Genomic DNA, 15,932 nt, shown 5'->3' with positions numbered 1-15,932 from the left:
GCCCGCAGTCTCGCAAGAGCCTGCGGGCTTCTTGTTTCAGGCAGGCCAGGCCGCTGCGGCGCCGTACAGGGCCGGATGCCGCGCTTCATCGTGCGGCGTGTGCAGCGCGATGGCGCCGCGCCCCGGCAGGCTTTGCGCCTTGGCCTGCTGCTTGGCCAGGGCCGCGAGGTTGGCGATGTCCTCGGGTGCCAGCAGGCTGCCCGGCGCGACGCGCACCACGCCGATGGACAGCGTGGTGCAGGCAAAGAATCGCCGGATGCCGTGGCGGTCCTCGGCCCAGATGCCGCCGGCCTCGCGCGCCTGGTCGTCGAACAGCTGGCGCGCCTCGCCTGCGAAGGCGCCGACGATGTCCTCGCAGCGCCGCTGCCAGTCCTCGCTTTGCAGCAGCAGCATGAAGTCGTCCCCGCCCACATGGCCCACGAAGTCGCGCCGCGCATCGCAGTGCGCCACGGCCAGCCGCGCCACCAGGCGGATCATCTGGTCGCCGCGCCAGTAGCCGTAGTGGTCGTTGAAGGGCTTGAAGTGGTTGAGGTCGGCGTAGCAGGCCACGAAGCCGGCGCCGCTGTCCAGCAGGCGCTGCATGTGCAGGCTGATGGGGATGTTGCCGGGCAGGAAGGTCAGCGGGTTGGCGTGGCGCGCGGCCTCGATGCGGGCCTCGGTCACGCGGCGCACCAGCTGCTCGCCCGTGCCCAGGCCCACATAGCGGCCGTTGTCGGTGACGATGAAGCCGTCGCTCAGGTAGCGCTGGTCCTGCGAGGTCAGGATGCCGACGAGCTGGTCCACATCGCAGTCCAGCTCCACGATGCGCGGCTGCACGTTGGCAAAGGCCAGGCAGGGCTTGCGTCCGTGGACTTCACGGAAGTACAGCGTGGCGTAGTGGTTCATGAACTGCTGGCGGTTGATGAGGGCCAGCGGCCGGCCGGCCTCCACGACGGCAATGGCGTGCAGCTGCTGCCCGGCCTGGAACAGCTCGGCCACCTCGTCGTTGCTGGCCGCCGGTGCCACGCAGGGCGCCTGCATCACCATCAGGTTGCGCAGCACGCCCGGGCGGGCGCTGTGGCCCTGGTGGGGCAGCACGGCCACGCGCGGGTCCTGCGCCACGCTCAGCGCCTGCGGGCTGATCTGCGGCTGGGCGGCTTCGGCGGGCCGGCCCAGCAGCCATCCCTGGCCGTACGCAATGCCCAGGTCGCGCAGGGTGCGCAGCTCGTCCTCGGTCTCTATGCCTTCGGCGATCAGCGTGGTTCCGAAGACCTCGGCAATGCCCTTGATGGCCTGCAGCAGCTGCAGCGTGGCCGGGCGCTGCTCGATCTGGTGGATGAAGTACTTGTCGATCTTGACGAAGTCCGGCTTGGCCTCGGACCACAGGCGCAGGCTGGAGCGGCCGTCGCCAAAGTCGTCGAGCGCCAGGCGCGCGCCCGTGGCGTGCACGGCCTTGACGGCGGCGCAGACGGCGGGCATGTCGGTCACATGGTCGTGCTCGGTGATCTCCACCACCAGGGACCGCGCCTGCACGCCGAAGCCGCGCACCGTGTCCCCGACCATGCCGGGGCCGCAGACACCCACGGCCTGCACCAGCGCCTGGGCGCTGAGGTTGACGAACAGCCGGCCCGGCGCGCCCTGGCGGCCCCAGTCCTGCAGCGCCACGCAGACCGCCAGCAGCTCGAATTCCCGAAGAATGCCCTCGGCCGCAGCGCCCTTGAGCAAGGCGTCGGGCGTGTGCAACGGCATGCCCCGGGGGCCGCGGATCAGCGCCTCATGCGCATAGATGCTGCCGCTGCGCAAGTCGGCCAGCGGCTGGAAGACACAGTACAGGCCGCCCGCGCGCATGAGCTGTGCCACGAGGCCTGCACCGGACCGCACTGCGGCCGACAGCACGGCCGCCGCAGCGGGCAGGCTGGCGAGCATCTGGGGATCGATCATGGGCTCAACTTTTCAGTTGGATACATTACGTTTCATTGGTGACATACTTGTGACAAGTATGCCGCCTGTCGGCGTGCGTGCTGGCGGCCGATTGACGTGGCTCAAAACGCGGCGGCTGCAAAGCCGGCAAAGTTGCGTGCATGTTCGCCCTGTCTTCCTTGCAAGCTTTCGCCTTCGCGCCGGGTTCCGCCCAGGTGTTGGCCGCGGGTACCTGGCTCAGGCTGCGTCGGCAGTCGCCGGATACGGTGATGTATCTGGAACGCGGTCGCGTGCTCCTGGGCATCGGCCAGGGTGGGCAGATGCGCCACCAGCTGGGTGTGGTGGAGGGGCCGGCCTGGCTGGATGCGGCCTTTGTGCTGCAGCGGCGCGGCAGCAGCCTGGACATGCTGGCCGACAGCGATGTCCGCGTGCAGCAGTTGCCCCAGGCCGACTTCCTGCAGGCCGTCTCGCAACTGCCTTCTCCCGCCCAGCAACTGCTGCAGGACATGGCCCAGGCCTACTGCGCCCAGACCGAGCTGGCCGTGAGCCGCCTGTCCAAGGATGCCGAGGCACGCTGTGCACAGTGGCTGCTGCGCCATGCCATGCCGCACGAGGCCGGGGGCCTGCGCGTGACGCTGCACCTGCGCAAGCGGCTGATCGCCGCCCAGCTCGGCATTGCGCCCGAGACCTTCTCGCGCGTCCTGCGCCAGTTGCGTGAACATGGACTCATCGCGGGCCGGGGCAATGTCATCGATCTGCCCAAGCCTGCGGCGCTCGAGGTGCTGGCGGTAGGCTGATTCCCACGCCGCTGACGGGTGCCGGCCTGCAAGCGCCGGGACTTGCGGGGCGGGGTATCCACTGGTTCGCGGGTTCCACCCAGTGGGACGGCTTTCGGGTCTGCATATATTGAGGGCGTCATGTCACTGGACGCCCGTCGATCCCCCTTTTTCCAGGCGCTGCTGGCATCCCAGGATGCTCCGCAGGTGCCGGACTCGCCCTCGTGGCCGCGCGCGTCCACAGGCTGGGGCGCCATGCGCTGCACGGTGCTGGCGCTGGCCGCGGCGGCCGTGCTTGTGGTGGGCCTGGGCAGTGCCTGGTGGGTATCGCACAGCATGCGCCAGCAGACGCTGGAGCGCGCCATGGCCCGGCAGGCCGACGAGGTCGATACCGTGGCGCGCATGCTGGCCTCGCGGCTGGAGCAGCAGCAGCGCCTGCTGTGGGTGCTGGCCCAGGGCATGGCCGACCAGGGCGGCGACCCCAGCCGCCTGATGGGCGAGATGCTGCGCGGAGACGCATCCGTGCGGCTGTTCGACACATTGCAGCTGGCCGATGCGCGTGGGCAACTGCAATTGAGCCTGCGCGGCGGCCGCTCCGAACCCCTGGTCGATCTGGACGAAGGCGTGCGCGACGTGATGCGGCGCAGCCTGGCCGATGGCAAGCCCGTGGTCTCCACCATGGTCCGCAAGGGGGCCGATCCCGCAATGATGGAGTTGCTGTACGCCGTGCCGCTGCGCACCGGCAACGGCACGGTCAGCGGCGTGCTTTCGGCGGGCGTGCGCATGTCCGGCCAGGCGCTGCTGCCGCCCGGCATCGACCCTTCGCGCTCCGCCGGGCGGCTGCTGGTCATGCAGCGCGACGGGCAGATCCTGGCCCACTCCGATCCGTCGCGCTGGACGGCGCGCGCCGAGGCCGAGCCCGGACTGGGCGCGGACTGGTTGCAGGACCCTTCCGCCGGCGGCCTGCAGGTGGGCCCCGATACCCAACGCCGCGCCGGCTACCTGGTGACGACGGCCGGCATGCCGCTGCCGCAGTGGCTGGTGGTCAGGATCACGCCCGAGGAAGCCATTGCGCCCAGCCTGGCGCCGCGCGTGCTCTGGTGGCTGCTGGCAGCCGTCGCGGGGGTCACCGCGCTGCTGGTGCTGCTGCTGATCCTGGTCACCGAACCCATGGCCGCCTTGCATCGCAGTGCACGCCAATGGCTGGCGAGCCAGGGGCGGCTGATGGCCGAAGAGCCCGATCCCGCGCCGGAGCCTGCGCCAGGCCATGCCGAGGAAGGCGGCTGGCGCATGCCCTGGACCCATGCCTGGGGAGAGGCCTCCACGCTGTGGCAGGCCCTGCACCGCCTGGGCCAGATGGGCCAGGACCAGGCCCACGAAGTCGGCCGGCTGCAACTGCAGCTGCAAACGCTGATGGACTACGCGCCCGTGGGCCTGGTGGTCACGCATGCGGCGCATCTGGAGCTGGTGGGCCTGCAGGCCGCGCGCATGCTGGGATATCCGCCGCGCGAACTGCAGGGGCAGGCGATACGCCAGCTGTGCGCCTCCGACGCTGCGCACGCACAGTTGCTGGAGCGTGTGCGCAAGGACCTGGACATGTACGGCCAGTTCGACAGCGAGCAGTGCTTTGTCCGCAAGGACGGCCGCCCCATCTGGGTGCGCCTGCACGGCCAGAGCCTGCAGCGCCTGCAGCGCGGCCTGGAGCCACGCGCCGTGGTGCCGGCCGATCCCACCCTGGTCTGGGTGGTCGAGGACGTGACCATGCAGCGCCTGGTGCGCGAGCAGCCGGGCTGGAAGGCCATGCACGATCCGCTGACCCTGCTGCCCAACCGCGAGGCCTTTGCCATGCGCCTGCATGAATGGCTGCAGGAATGCAGCGCCGCCCAGCGCCTGCCCGCCGAGGCGCTGCAGGAAGAGGCCTCCTCCTCGCAAGCCGACGCCGAGGTTGCTGCCGTGGCCACGGCCGCGGTCGAAGTCGCCATTTCTCCCATGCCGCACCATGGCGTGATCCTGTTCCTGGACCTGGACCACTTCGCCCACGTCAACCAGCAGGGAGGTCATGCGGCCGGCGACGAGGTGCTGTGCCACATGGCCCGGCTGATCGACAGCGTGGTGCGGCCCTTGGGCTGGGTGGCGCGCCTGGGCGGCGACGAGTTCGCCGTGCTGCTGGCCGGCGTCCCGGCCGAGCAGGGCATGCTGCTGGCGCAGAGCCTGTGCATGGCCGTGCAGGACTGGGAAGGCGCGCACGAGGGCCAGCGCTACCTGATGGGCGCCAGCGTCGGCATGGTGGTGCTCGATGCCCGCCAGCACACGGTCAGCAGCGCGCTGCGCTCGGCCGACATGGCCTGCTATGCGGCCAAGCGCAAGGGCCGCAACCGCGTCGAGGTGCTGGAGGCCGCATGAGCGCCGGGGCCGCGCCTCATTCGAAGGATTCGCTGAAGCGCCGCAGTCCCTCCGGATCGATCAGGGTCAATGCCCCATAGGAGACGCGGACCGCTCCGATGTCCTCCAGCTCTCCCAGGGTGCGATTGACGATCTGGCGCGACACGCCGGCCAGGCTGGCCAACTCCTCCTGCGACATGCCCAGGTGCCGGTTGCCGGTGTCCGGATACAGCCTCGAATCGGTCAGCTCCGAGATGCAGTGCGCCACATGGCGGCTGGAATGGTGCAGCCGCGCATGCTCGCAGCGGCCGATGAACTGGCCCAGGCGCGCATTGAGCTGGTCCAGCAGGAAGCGGTTGAAGCCGAGGCTGCGCTCCAGCAGCCAGTGAAAGGTGCTGGCCGGCATCAGTGCCACCAGCGTATCCTCGATCGCCGTCGCGTCGAACGGCCAGCATTCGTGCTTGAGCAGTGTGCCCTCGCCGAACCAGCAACCCGGGGTAAAGGTGGCCAGCGTGGTGCTGCGCCCGGTAGGCGACAGCGCATGGATCTTGACCGCTCCCTGGACGATGCCGGCCCAGTGGCCGGCCCGGTGCGTCTTGTGGCAAAGCGGGGCGCCGGCCGGTATGTGCCGCAACAGCACCTCCCGCCGCAACCTGAGCAGGTGGGCCCTGCTCAGGTGGGGCGCAAAGGGCGCGGACTTGAGGACGGCGTTGATCGTGGGCGGATGCATGGTGCTTGATGCAAATCTTCAATGAAGGTCTGCTGCTTCATTGCCTGGATTGGCACGCTGCAAACCCTGATCACCGGCCCCCGGACCCCTGCGGGACTTCGCGCAGGGTGCAGCTCAATCGTTGCGCGAGACCGGCGCAGGCCCCGCCTTGGTGCCCGCCGGGCCGGCACTGAAATCGGTCAGGAAGGCCGCCTCCTGGCTCTGGCCCGTTCCGGCCTGGCTCCAGTCGCACACTCCTGCCGCAAACACTGCGGCAAGGCGCTTTTGCTGTGCCGGGCTGAAGGTGATGCCGGCGTACTCCGGGCTGGTGAACGAAAGGGGCTTGAGCTGGCACTGGTAGATGTCCTCCGCGAGCGGACCTCCGGCCACCTGGCGTGGCGACAGGGTCGGCTTGAGGGGACAGGCTGGGTCGTCCAGGGCCAGGACTTTGTCGAGATCCGAAGGGGCGGCTCCCGTTGCGGCGATGCATCCATCCCTGACATCCGAAGGCCTGTTGCGCACCACTTTCTGTGCCAGCGCCGCGCCGGTGGTGTCGCGCTCCACGGCGGTCAGCCAGCGGTCCATCATGACAAAGGCCTCGCGTCGCATGGCAGGGGCGATCAGCAGCGGGACCATGCCCTTGCTGGCGCGGATCACGTGGTTGTCATGGTGGCCGTTGGCGGCATCCAGCCGTGCGCGTTGCTGCAGGCTGCGCCAGGTCATGTGGATGTCGCTGCCGCCCTCGGGCCGCAAGTCAATGATGGCCACCTGGGACAGGTTCCTGCCGTTGCTGGTGAGGCCACTGCTGTAGAGCCTGGGCAGCAGGCTGGCCACGGCCCGCTCGCGGGCTGCCGGCCTGGACGCAGTGCCGCCGGTCCAGTCCATGTCGTTGGTGTAGCTGCCGATGCCTTCGTTGAGCTGCACGAAAGCCTCCGCGTCGATGGCGCCCGACTGCAGTGCCTTGAGTCCGTACTGCAGGCCCGTGTTGTCATACGGCAGCTGCGGCTTGGTGTGGCCGTCGGTGTCCTTGAACGTCCCGAACACCGGGACCAGCATGTCGTGGATCGAGCAGCGCACGCCCTGGCCGCGTGTGCGCGGGTCGTAGACGATGGAGGCGGGAAAGCCCACGCCGCAGTTGTCGGGCAGCCGGGGGTTCTGGGGGGCGATGAAGCTCCCTACCCATTTGTCGCAGTAGCTGGCCGGATGGCCATTGATGGCGGCCTTCGCGGTGTCGCTCAGTGCCTGTCCTGCGGCCGTCCTGTAGTAGTTGGACAGCAGGCCGCAGTCGCGTGTTTCCATCCAGGTGGACACCGCATCGGGATAGCTCAGCCCCGTCTGTATGCCCTGCAGCAGACCCGGCATGGCGGAGGCGATCACTGTCTGCATCATGGAGCCACCCGAGTCGCCGTCGCCCATGGTGTAGCGCACTTCACCGTAGTTCTCGATCAGGTGCTCCTTGATGCGCATCATGTTCTCGGCGGCCAGCAACTCGTTGTTGTTGTGCAGGTGGTTGGTCAGCATGGCTTTCACGACCATGTGGCCTGCCGCGAGCGCGTTGGGGTCGAACGGCAGGCTGCCGCTGAACTGGTCGAGGAGGTTGACCGCCGGCTCCTGGAAGCGATTGCCGGAAGCGGCTGCGCCGAATCGCCACAGCACCTTGCCGTTCCATCCCTTTTGCGGCTCCCAGGGCGTCCAGGCAAGCGCGGGGTCATGGTAGGCCAGGATCTGGTAGGTGCCGCGGCCCATGACGCCAGTTTCCAGGCGCAGCAGGTGCTTGACCGTATCTCCGCGGTCGTTGGTGAAGTCGGCGATCTCGCTGTCGGCCGGGCGCTGCGATGGGTCGTAGGCCACATGACAGGGCGTAGCGCCTGCCGGACCCATCGTGCAGGCGCTGCCCTGCCTGGCCTTGGGCATGTAGTAGTAGGTGTACTGGGTCCTGGTATTGCACTGGACATCCACCGGATCGGTATCGAGACCGCTGACGCGCGTGGTCACGGTCGCCGAAAGTGCCGTGCCGGGCACGGAAACGGTGGCTTGCGCGCCATTGCGCGTGGCGCAGATCCACGGCGCGGTCTGCGGCCCGGCGAAGATGGGATCGCCCCGGCCATGGTTGGTGATGTCCAGCTGTGCCCTCGCGCTGCCGGCCGCCGTGGCGGTGAGGATGTTGGCGCCCACCCTCAATCCCTCGACCCGGCCCAGAATCCGGCCATTGGCGCGCTGGGCGAACCGGGCGGTGACATCCGTGCCATTGAGCGCCACCTTCAGCGCACCGGGCGGGCTGCCCTTGGGCAGCACAATTTCAATATAGGCATTGCCGTCGCTGATCATGTCGGCCCGGTTGGACAGGCTGCGTATCTCGATGACACCCAGGCCTGAATCACCGCTGCCGCCGCAGGCGGTCAGCACACTGGCGAGCGTGGCTGCGGCCACCATGCCCGAAAAAGGGGTTGGCTGTTTCATCGTCTTGTCTCCTGCAATCCACTTCCTTTTGAAGCGATTTCATTGAATCACGCTAACAGTCTGAAAGTCTGTATAGGTTTGGACAATGGTTTGCCGGCGACTGGCTCGCATATTGCATGTGCTGCGTGCACAAGTGTTTAACCGCCCCTGCCCAGGGCATTCTTGGTGCTTGTATCTAGCTGGCGGGGGTCATGGCTGGGTTACGCTGCGGGCTCCCCATGACCTGCGGCGCGTCCCCGGCGCGACCGCTCTTTTTTTCGCTGATTGCTTCGCTACATGCGCGACCAGGCCCTGTTCGACAAGATTGATCTGCACCTGATACGGGTGCTGCACACGGTGCTGACCGAGCGCAGCGTCTCGCGTGCCGCATTGCGCCTGGGCATGCACCAGCCGGCGGTGTCCGCCGCGCTCAAGCGCCTGCGCGACCTGGCCGGCGATTCGCTGCTGGTGCGCTCGGGCGCGCACATGCAGCCCACCGAGGCCGGGCTGCGCATGGTGCAGCCGGCGGCCGACATCCTGCGCGCGGCCGAAGGCCTGTTCAGCGATGCGCGCCATTTCGATCCCCGCACCTCCACGCGCACCTTCCGCATCGCCGCCAGCGACTACCTGGACCCGCTGTTCCTGCCGCGCCTGGTGGCCCATCTCAAGACCGAGGCGCCCGGCTGCCCCGTGGACATCCTGGCCCTCAACGGCGACGCGCACTACGAGGTGCAACTGGCCCAGGGCGATGTGGACGTGGTGATCGGCAACTGGCCCGAGCCGCCGCAGGGCCTGCACATGGCCAGCCTGTTCGAGGACGAGGTGGTCTGCCTGGTCAGCCCCCAGCACCCGGCCGTGCGACGCGGCTGGGACGTGGCCCAGTGGCTGGAGGCCGAGCACATCGCGCCCACGCCCACCTACCCGGGCGCGCGCGGCGTGATCGACGACCAGCTCTCCCGCATGGGCCTGCAGCGCCAGGTGGCGGCGCGCTGCGCGCATTTCAGCCTGATTCCCGACATCGTGGCCACCAGCTTGCTGGTGCTGACCACGGGGCGGCTGTTCTGCGAGCGCTTCAGCCAGCGCCTGCCCCTGGTGATCCTGCCTTGCCCGGTGGAGTTTGCGCCGCTGGTGTACTACCAGCTGTGGCATGCCCGCACGCACATGGGCGCGTCCACGCGCTGGCTGCGCGATGCCGTACGGCAGGTGGCGCTGATGTCCCGTGCCCGCTAGGCGACGGCGACAGGAACCGCCTTTTGGGTGAACAAAGTGATGGCCGATATGAGGGCCGCCGAGGCGGTTTCAAGGACTTGTGTTCCAGTTTGTTGCAGAAATTGAAAGACAATCCCAGCCATGAATCCCCCCGATACAGTCCCCCTGCCAGCAGCAGCGCCGCCGCGGCTTCAGCTGACAGGCATCACCAAGCGCTATCCGGCGGTGGTGGCCAACAACGGCATCTCGCTGACCGTGGGCGCCGGCGAAGTGCATGCCATCCTGGGCGAGAACGGCGCCGGCAAGTCCACGCTGATGAAGATCATCTACGGCGCCGTCAAGCCCGACGAGGGCCGCATCGAGGTCGATGGCAAGCCGGTTCACATCCGCAACCCGCAGGAGGCGCGCCAGCTGGGCATCGCCATGGTGTTCCAGCATTTCAGCCTGTTCGACACGCTGTCCGTGGCCGAGAACGTCTGGCTGGGCCTGGACAAGAGCCTGCCGCTGGCCGAGGTGGTACAGCGCATCGAGTCCACGGCGCATGACTACGGGCTGGAGGTCGATCCCCACCGCCCCGTGCACACGCTGAGCGTGGGCGAGATGCAGCGCGTGGAAATCATCCGCGCCCTGCTCACACACCCGCGCGTGCTCATTCTTGACGAGCCCACCTCGGTACTCACGCCGCAGGCGGTGGAGAAGCTCTTCGTGGTGCTGCGCCGCCTGGCGTCCGAGGGCTGCTCCATCCTCTACATCAGCCACAAGCTGCACGAGATCCGCTCGCTGTGCACGGCCTGTACCGTGCTGCGCGGCGGGCAGGTGACCGGCGTGTGCAATCCGGCCGTGGAGAGCAATGCCTCGCTGTCGCGGCTGATGATCGGCTCGGAGCCGCCCGAACTCACGCACCGCGAATCCCAGGTCGGCGCCAGCGTGCTGCGCGTGCAGGGCCTGGCGCTGCCGCGCTCGGAGCCCTTCGGCGTGGACCTGCAGGGCATACACCTCGATGTGCGCGCGGGCGAAGTCGTGGGCATCGCCGGTGTCTCGGGCAATGGCCAGAAGGAATTGCTGTATGCGCTGTCCGGCGAGGACACGCGCGCGGCGCCCGAAATGGTGCAGATTGCCGGCCGGGAGGCGGGGCGCCTGGGCCCCGGCCGGCGCCGTGCGCTGGGCCTGCACTTCGTGCCGGAGGAGCGTCTTGGACGCGGTGCCGTGCCCAGCATGGGCCTGGCGCACAACCTGCTGCTCACGCGCAAGACCGCGCTGGGCAAAGGCGGCTGGATTCGCATGGGCCAGCTGCAGGAGCAGGCGCGCGCCATCATTGCGCGTTTCAACGTCAAGGCCGGCGGCCCCAACGCGGCGGCGCAGTCGCTGTCGGGCGGCAACCTGCAGAAATTCATCGTGGGCCGCGAGATCGATGCCAGGCCCAAGCTGCTCATCATCTCCCAGCCCACCTGGGGGGTGGACGTGGGGGCGGCCGCGCAGATACGCGGCGCCATCCTGCAATTGCGCGACGAGGGCTGCGCCGTGCTGGTGCTCAGCGAGGAGTTGGACGAATTGTTCGAGATATGTGACCGCCTGCATGTGGTGGCCAAGGGCCGGCTGTCGCCCTCCGTGGCGCGGGCCGATGCCACCGTGCAGCAGATCGGCGAGTGGATGAGCGGCCTGTGGGACGGTGCTGCCGCCCCGAACGCCGCCCAGAATGCCGCCAGGGGAGGCGCCCATGTTCAAGCTTGAGCAACGCCCCCAGGCCTCGAAGCTGTGGACCTACGGTTCGCCCGTGCTGGCGCTGGCCATCACCGTGCTGATCGGCGTGTGCCTGTTCGTGATGCTGGGCAAGGACCCGGTGCGCGGCCTGCAGGCCTTCTTCTGGGACCCCGTCAAGTCCACCTATGCGCTGGGCGAGCTGGCCGTCAAGGCCACGCCGCTGCTGCTGATCGCGCTGGGCCTGGCCGTGTGCTTTCGCTCCAATGTCTGGAACATCGGTGCCGAAGGCCAGTTCGTGATCGGCGCCGTGGCCGCAGGCGGCGTGGCGCTGCTGGCGGACAAGACCACGGGGCCCTGGATCGTGCCTGCCATCCTGGTGGCCGGCATGCTGGGCGGCATGGTCTGGGCAGGCATCGTGGCCCTGCTGCGCGACCGCTTCAATGCCAATGAAATCCTGGTCAGCCTGATGCTGGTCTACGTGGCCACCCTGGTGCTGGGCTTTCTGGTCTACGGGCCGTGGAAGGACCCCATGGGCTACAACTTCCCGCAGACCAAGACCTTCGAGCGCGTCACGCAGATCCCCAAGCTGATGCAGGGCATGCGCACCAATATCGGCCTGCTGCTGGCGCTGGCCGCGGCAGCCATGCTGTGGATCTTCCTGTTCCGCACCCGCGCCGGCTTTGCGCTGCAGGTCGGTGGGCTGGCTCCGGCCGCCGCACGCTACGCGGGCTTTTCCTCGCGCCGCGCGCTGTGGACGGCGCTGCTGATCTCGGGCGCCGCCGCCGGCCTGGCCGGTGCGCTGGAAGTGGCCGGCCCGCTGGGCCAGCTCACGCCCTATGTCCCGGCCGGCTACGGCTTCGCCGCCATCATCGTGGCCTTCGTCGGCCGCCTGCATCCCGTGGGCATGATCTTTTCCGCGATTCTCATGAGCATGTTCTATATCGGGGGCGAACTCGCCCAGTCGCGCCTGGGCCTGCCCAAGGCGCTGACCGGCGTGTTCCAGGGCCTGCTGCTGTTCACGCTGCTGGCCTGCGACACGCTGGTGGCCTACCGCGTGCGCTGGGTGTCCCGCACGCCCGTGGTCCCGCCCGCAGCGGCGCCTGCCGTCAAGGAGGCCCGCTGATGGAATCCTATGCACTGCTGCTGGGCTCCACGCTCAGCGCCGGCACCGTGCTGGCGCTGGCCGCGCTGGGCCTGCTGATCAATGAAAAGGCCGGCATCGTCAACCTGGGTGCCGAGGGCATGATGCTGTGCGCCGCCATCGCGGGCTTTGCCGCCGTGGTCCACACGGGCAGCACCACCGTGGGCTTTCTGGCCGGCATGGGTGCGGGCGCGCTGCTGGCCGCCATCTTCGGCGTGCTGGTGATCTGGCTGAACACCAACCAGTACGCGACGGGGCTGGCCCTGTCGCTGTTCGGCACGGGCTTCTCGGCCTTCCTGGGCCTGGGCTATGTGCAGGCACGCCTGCCCGAGCTGCCCAAGTTCGCCGTGCCCTGGCTGTCCGACCTGCCCGTGGTGGGCACGGCGCTGTTTCGCCTGCATCCGCTGGTCTATGGCGCGGTGGCCATTGCGGCGGCCCTGGTCTGGTTCCTCTACCGCACCCGGGCCGGCCTGGTGCTGCGCGCCGTGGGCGAGTCGCCCCAGTCGGCCCACGCGCTGGGCTACCCGGTGCGCCGCATCCGCCTGGCGGCCGTGGTCTTCGGCGGCGCCATGTGCGGTCTGGCCGGTGCCTACATCTCCACCGTCTACACGCCGCTGTGGGTGGAGGGCATGGTGTCGGGCCGGGGCTGGATCGCGCTGGCGCTGACCACCTTCGCCACCTGGCGCCCTGCGCGCGTGCTGCTGGGCGCCTACCTGTTCGGCGGCGTGACCATGCTGCAGTTCCATTTGCAGGCCACGGGCGTGCAGGTGGCCAGCCAACTGCTGTCCATGCTGCCCTACCTGGCGACCATCGTCGTGCTGGTGCTGATCTCGCGCAATCCGACCTGGATCCGCGCCAACATGCCGGCCTCGCTGGGCAAGCCCTTCTACCCGGGCTCCTGACGCTTTCATTTTTTCTCTCTCCCTCCAGAACCACAAAAGGACAAACGCATGCCCGCTTTGCGCGAACGCACCCTGAAACCTGGCCTCAAAAGCACGCTTGTGAAGATGATCGGCCTGTCGGCCATCTCGGTGGCGGCCCTGACCGCCTGCGGCAAGAAGGAAGAGGCCGCAGCGCCGGCTCCCGCTGCCGCGCCCGCAGCGCAGGCGCCGGCCGAGAAGCTCAAGATCGGCTTCATGTACGTCAGCCCCATCGGCGACGGCGGCTGGACCTTCCAGCATGAGCTGGGCCGCAAGGCCATCCAGGAGAAGTTCGGCGACAAGGTGGAAACCTCCTTTGTCGAAAGCGTGCCCGAGAGCGCCGATGCCGAGCGCGTGATGCGCGACATGGCCGGCCAGGGCAACAAGCTGATCTTCGCGACCAGCTTCGGCTACCAGGAGTTCGTGCAGAAGGTGGCGGCCGACCTCAAGGACGTGAAGTTCGAGCACGCCACCGGCTACAAGAATGCCGACAACGTGGCCACCTACGACACCAAGACCTTCGAGGGCGCCTACCTGGCTGGCATCGTGGCCGGCGGCATGACCAAGACCAAGACCATCGGCGTCGTGGCCTCGGTGCCTATCCCTGAAGTGGTGCGCAACATCAACAGCTTCGTGCTGGGCGCGCAAAGCGTCGATCCCTCGATCAAGGCCAAGGTGGTCTGGGTGAACGAATGGTTCGCCCCGCCCAAGGAGTCCGAGGCCGCCACCTCGCTGATCAACGGCGGCGTGGACGTGCTCTACCAGAACACCAACTCCCCGGCCGTGCTCAAGACGGCCGAGGAACGCGGTGCGCGCGCCTTCGGCAAGGACGGCGACATGAGCGCCTTCGCGCCCAAGGCCCACCTGGGCTCGGCCGTGATCGACTGGACGCCTTACTACAGCAAGGTCACCCAGGACACGCTGGACGGCAAGTGGCAGGGCGGCTCGTTCTGGTGGGGCGTGAAGGAAGGCGCCATCGACCTCGTGAAGATCGCCGACGACGTGCCCCAGGACATCAAGGACAAGGTCGCCAAGGCACGCGACGGCTTGAAGGACGGCAGCTTCGCCGTCTGGACCGGCCCCATCAAGGACAACGCGGGCAAGGAAGTGCTGACGGCAGGCCAGGTCGGCGACCTGGGCTTCATGACCAGCATCAACTTCTTCGTCAACGGCGTCGAAGGCAAGGTGCCGGGCGCCAAGTGATCCGGCGGCAGTCCATGCAACAAGGGCCCTTCGGGGCCCTTTTTTCTGCCGCGATCCGCCAGACGGGTCCGCCCTATGCACCACGATTGTGCAAAGCCCCCAAAATGTGGTTTTCCCGCATGCCTGGTGGCTCTGGCGCAGCCGGCTGGCGCCATTCTTGCTTTATTCTCGGGACCCATCGCGGCGGGTCTGCGCCCCTGCGGACACCGCCTTCTTCCTGCCTGCCGCAGGACCACTTGAGGAAACTTCGATGACTGATCTTCACAAACGCTCCCTGATCAAGGTGGCAGCGCTGTCGGCCGTGGCCGCCGCCGCGCTGGCCGGCTGTGGCAAGAAGGAGGAGGCCGCGCCTGCGCCCGCTCCCGTTGCCGAGGCCCCTGCTGCCGCTGCAACCGAGCCTTTGAAGATCGCCTTCGCCTACGTGGGCCCCGTCGGTGACGGCGGCTACACCTTTGCCCACGACCAGGGCCGCCTGGCGCTGGAGAAGGAATTCGGCGACAAGATCAAGACCTCCTACGTCGAGAGCGTGCCCGAGGGCGCCGACGCCGAGCGCGTGCTGCGCGACATGGCCGCCAACGGCAACAAGCTCGTCTTCGGCACCACCTTCGGCTACATGGAGCCCATCCAGAAGATCGCTCCCGACTTCCCCGATGTGAAGTTCGAGCACGCCACCGGCTACAAGACCGCCGCCAACGTCAGCACCTACGACAGCCGCACCTACGAAGGCGCCTACCTGGCCGGCATCATCGCGGGCTCCATGACCAAGTCCAACGTGCTGGGCGTGGTCGGCTCCGTGCCGATTCCCGAAGTGCTGCGCAACATCAACAGCTTCACGCTGGGCGCGCAGTCCATGAACCCCAAGATCAAGACCAAGGTGGTCTGGGTCAACGAGTGGTTCGCCCCCCCGAAGGAAACCGAGGCTGCGACTTCGCTGATCAACGGCGGCGCCGACATCCTGTTCCAGAATACCGACTCCGCCGCCGTGCTCAAGACGGCCGAGGAAAAGGGCAAGCGCGCCTTCGGCTGGGACTCCGACATGACGGCCTACGGCCCCAAGGCCCACCTGGGCTCGGCCATCATCAACTGGACTCCCTACTACACCAAGACCGTGCGCGAGATGCTGGACGGCAAGTGGAGCAGCCAGCAGACCTGGTGGGGCGTGAAGGAAGGCGCGATCGACATCGTCTCGCTGGCCGACGACGTGCCCGCCGAGGCCAAGGCCAGGATCGAAGAGGTCAAGAAGGGTCTGAAGGACGGCACCTTCCACATCTGGAAGGGTCCGATCACAGGCCAGGACGGCAAGGAACTGCTGGCCGCCGACGCCGTGGCCGAAGACAAGTTCCTCACGGGCATCAACTTCTACGTCAAGGGCGTGGAAGGCAAGGTGCCGGGCCAGGACAGCAAGTAAGACAGACGCCAGGCCACCCGGCGCAGGCCGGGTTGCCTGTTGCCGCCAGGGCCGCCTTCGGGCGGCCTTGGCGTTCATGCGCAGCACAGGTGTACCTGTACCGTACCTGTGCTGCGCATCGAGCGGGTTTATGCTCGCTCCCAGC

Annotated in this window: 11 protein-coding genes; 8 read left to right on the top strand and 3 right to left on the bottom strand. The window is 68.1% G+C overall.

The features are described from left to right. Positions 1 to 36: 36 nt before the first annotated feature. Positions 37 to 1,920, bottom strand: a complete 1,884-nt coding sequence (locus tag G4D77_RS08340; RefSeq protein ID WP_154835127.1) for an EAL domain-containing protein — start codon at positions 1,918 to 1,920, stop codon at positions 37 to 39. Between the two features lie 140 nt (positions 1,921 to 2,060). On the opposite strand from G4D77_RS08340, the gene G4D77_RS08335 reads away from it, so the two are divergent. Together G4D77_RS08335 and G4D77_RS08330 are read left to right on the top strand one after the other, a co-directional pair. Next, positions 2,061 to 2,696, top strand: coding sequence for a Crp/Fnr family transcriptional regulator (locus tag G4D77_RS08335; protein WP_016449769.1), 636 nt, complete (start codon positions 2,061 to 2,063; stop codon positions 2,694 to 2,696). 120 nt (positions 2,697 to 2,816) lie between these two features. After that, positions 2,817 to 5,078, top strand: coding sequence for a sensor domain-containing diguanylate cyclase (locus G4D77_RS08330; protein WP_133073325.1), 2,262 nt, complete (start codon positions 2,817 to 2,819; stop codon positions 5,076 to 5,078). Positions 5,079 to 5,094: 16 nt separating this feature from the next. Here G4D77_RS08330 and G4D77_RS08325 read toward each other — a convergent pair whose 3' ends face one another. Beyond that, entirely contained in the window at positions 5,095 to 5,787 is a 693-nt protein-coding gene (locus G4D77_RS08325) for a Crp/Fnr family transcriptional regulator (protein WP_154835125.1), read from the bottom strand. 114 nt (positions 5,788 to 5,901) lie between these two features. Next, a complete protein-coding gene (locus G4D77_RS08320; RefSeq protein ID WP_154835123.1) occupies positions 5,902 to 8,226 on the bottom strand; it encodes a DUF6351 family protein in 2,325 nt (774 codons plus the stop codon). A gap of 276 nt (positions 8,227 to 8,502) precedes the next feature. Here G4D77_RS08320 and G4D77_RS08315 point away from each other — a divergent pair, with 276 nt between their 5' ends. From G4D77_RS08315 to G4D77_RS08290, 6 genes are all read left to right on the top strand, one after another. Further along, a complete protein-coding gene (locus G4D77_RS08315) occupies positions 8,503 to 9,435 on the top strand; it encodes a LysR family transcriptional regulator (RefSeq protein ID WP_016449767.1) in 933 nt (310 codons plus the stop codon). Between the two features lie 120 nt (positions 9,436 to 9,555). Further along, on the top strand, positions 9,556 to 11,145 hold the full coding sequence (locus G4D77_RS08310; RefSeq protein WP_154835121.1) for an ABC transporter ATP-binding protein: 1,590 nt from the start codon (positions 9,556 to 9,558) through the stop codon (positions 11,143 to 11,145). Then, positions 11,132 to 12,238, top strand: a complete 1,107-nt coding sequence (locus G4D77_RS08305) for an ABC transporter permease (protein WP_016449765.1) — start codon at positions 11,132 to 11,134, stop codon at positions 12,236 to 12,238. Before G4D77_RS08310 ends, G4D77_RS08305 begins: the two co-directional genes overlap by 14 nt. Beyond that, positions 12,238 to 13,158 carry an ABC transporter permease gene (locus tag G4D77_RS08300; RefSeq protein ID WP_016449764.1) on the top strand — a complete coding sequence of 307 codons (921 nt, stop codon included), beginning with the start codon at positions 12,238 to 12,240 and terminating at the stop codon, positions 13,156 to 13,158. The genes G4D77_RS08305 and G4D77_RS08300 overlap by 1 nt, the downstream gene beginning before the upstream one ends. A gap of 48 nt (positions 13,159 to 13,206) precedes the next feature. After that, positions 13,207 to 14,379 (top strand): BMP family ABC transporter substrate-binding protein, encoded by a 1,173-nt coding sequence (locus G4D77_RS08295; RefSeq protein WP_016449763.1) that lies wholly within the window; start codon positions 13,207 to 13,209, stop codon positions 14,377 to 14,379. Between the two features lie 250 nt (positions 14,380 to 14,629). Further along, the gene (locus tag G4D77_RS08290) at positions 14,630 to 15,787 is read left to right on the top strand and encodes a BMP family ABC transporter substrate-binding protein (RefSeq protein WP_016449762.1); all 1,158 of its coding nucleotides are present in this window, start codon (positions 14,630 to 14,632) and stop codon (positions 15,785 to 15,787) included. Positions 15,788 to 15,932: the final 145 nt, after the last annotated feature.

Origin of the sequence: Delftia sp. WY8, assembly GCF_018437695.1 — a bacterium.
In the GTDB taxonomy this organism is placed as follows: Bacteria; Pseudomonadota; Gammaproteobacteria; order Burkholderiales; family Burkholderiaceae_C; genus Comamonas; species Comamonas tsuruhatensis.
Note: the sequence above shows the minus strand (reverse complement) of the source record. Positions and strands in the feature narration are given on the sequence as shown.

Excerpts from the sequence above, each read along its gene's own strand:
- G4D77_RS08310 (WP_154835121.1), top strand. The coding sequence starts at position 9,556 with ATGAATCCCCCCGATACAGTCCCCCTGCCAGCAGCAGCGCCGCCGCGG.
- G4D77_RS08295 (WP_016449763.1), top strand. The coding sequence starts at position 13,207 with ATGCCCGCTTTGCGCGAACGCACCCTGAAACCTGGCCTCAAAAGCACG.
- G4D77_RS08335 (WP_016449769.1), top strand. The coding sequence starts at position 2,061 with ATGTTCGCCCTGTCTTCCTTGCAAGCTTTCGCCTTCGCGCCGGGTTCC.
- G4D77_RS08305 (WP_016449765.1), top strand. The coding sequence starts at position 11,132 with ATGTTCAAGCTTGAGCAACGCCCCCAGGCCTCGAAGCTGTGGACCTAC.
- G4D77_RS08330 (WP_133073325.1), top strand. The coding sequence starts at position 2,817 with ATGTCACTGGACGCCCGTCGATCCCCCTTTTTCCAGGCGCTGCTGGCA.
- G4D77_RS08340 (WP_154835127.1), bottom strand. The coding sequence starts at position 1,920 with ATGATCGATCCCCAGATGCTCGCCAGCCTGCCCGCTGCGGCGGCCGTG.
- G4D77_RS08300 (WP_016449764.1), top strand. The coding sequence starts at position 12,238 with ATGGAATCCTATGCACTGCTGCTGGGCTCCACGCTCAGCGCCGGCACC.
- G4D77_RS08320 (WP_154835123.1), bottom strand. The coding sequence starts at position 8,226 with ATGAAACAGCCAACCCCTTTTTCGGGCATGGTGGCCGCAGCCACGCTC.
- G4D77_RS08325 (WP_154835125.1), bottom strand. The coding sequence starts at position 5,787 with ATGCATCCGCCCACGATCAACGCCGTCCTCAAGTCCGCGCCCTTTGCG.
- G4D77_RS08315 (WP_016449767.1), top strand. The coding sequence starts at position 8,503 with ATGCGCGACCAGGCCCTGTTCGACAAGATTGATCTGCACCTGATACGG.
- G4D77_RS08290 (WP_016449762.1), top strand. The coding sequence starts at position 14,630 with ATGACTGATCTTCACAAACGCTCCCTGATCAAGGTGGCAGCGCTGTCG.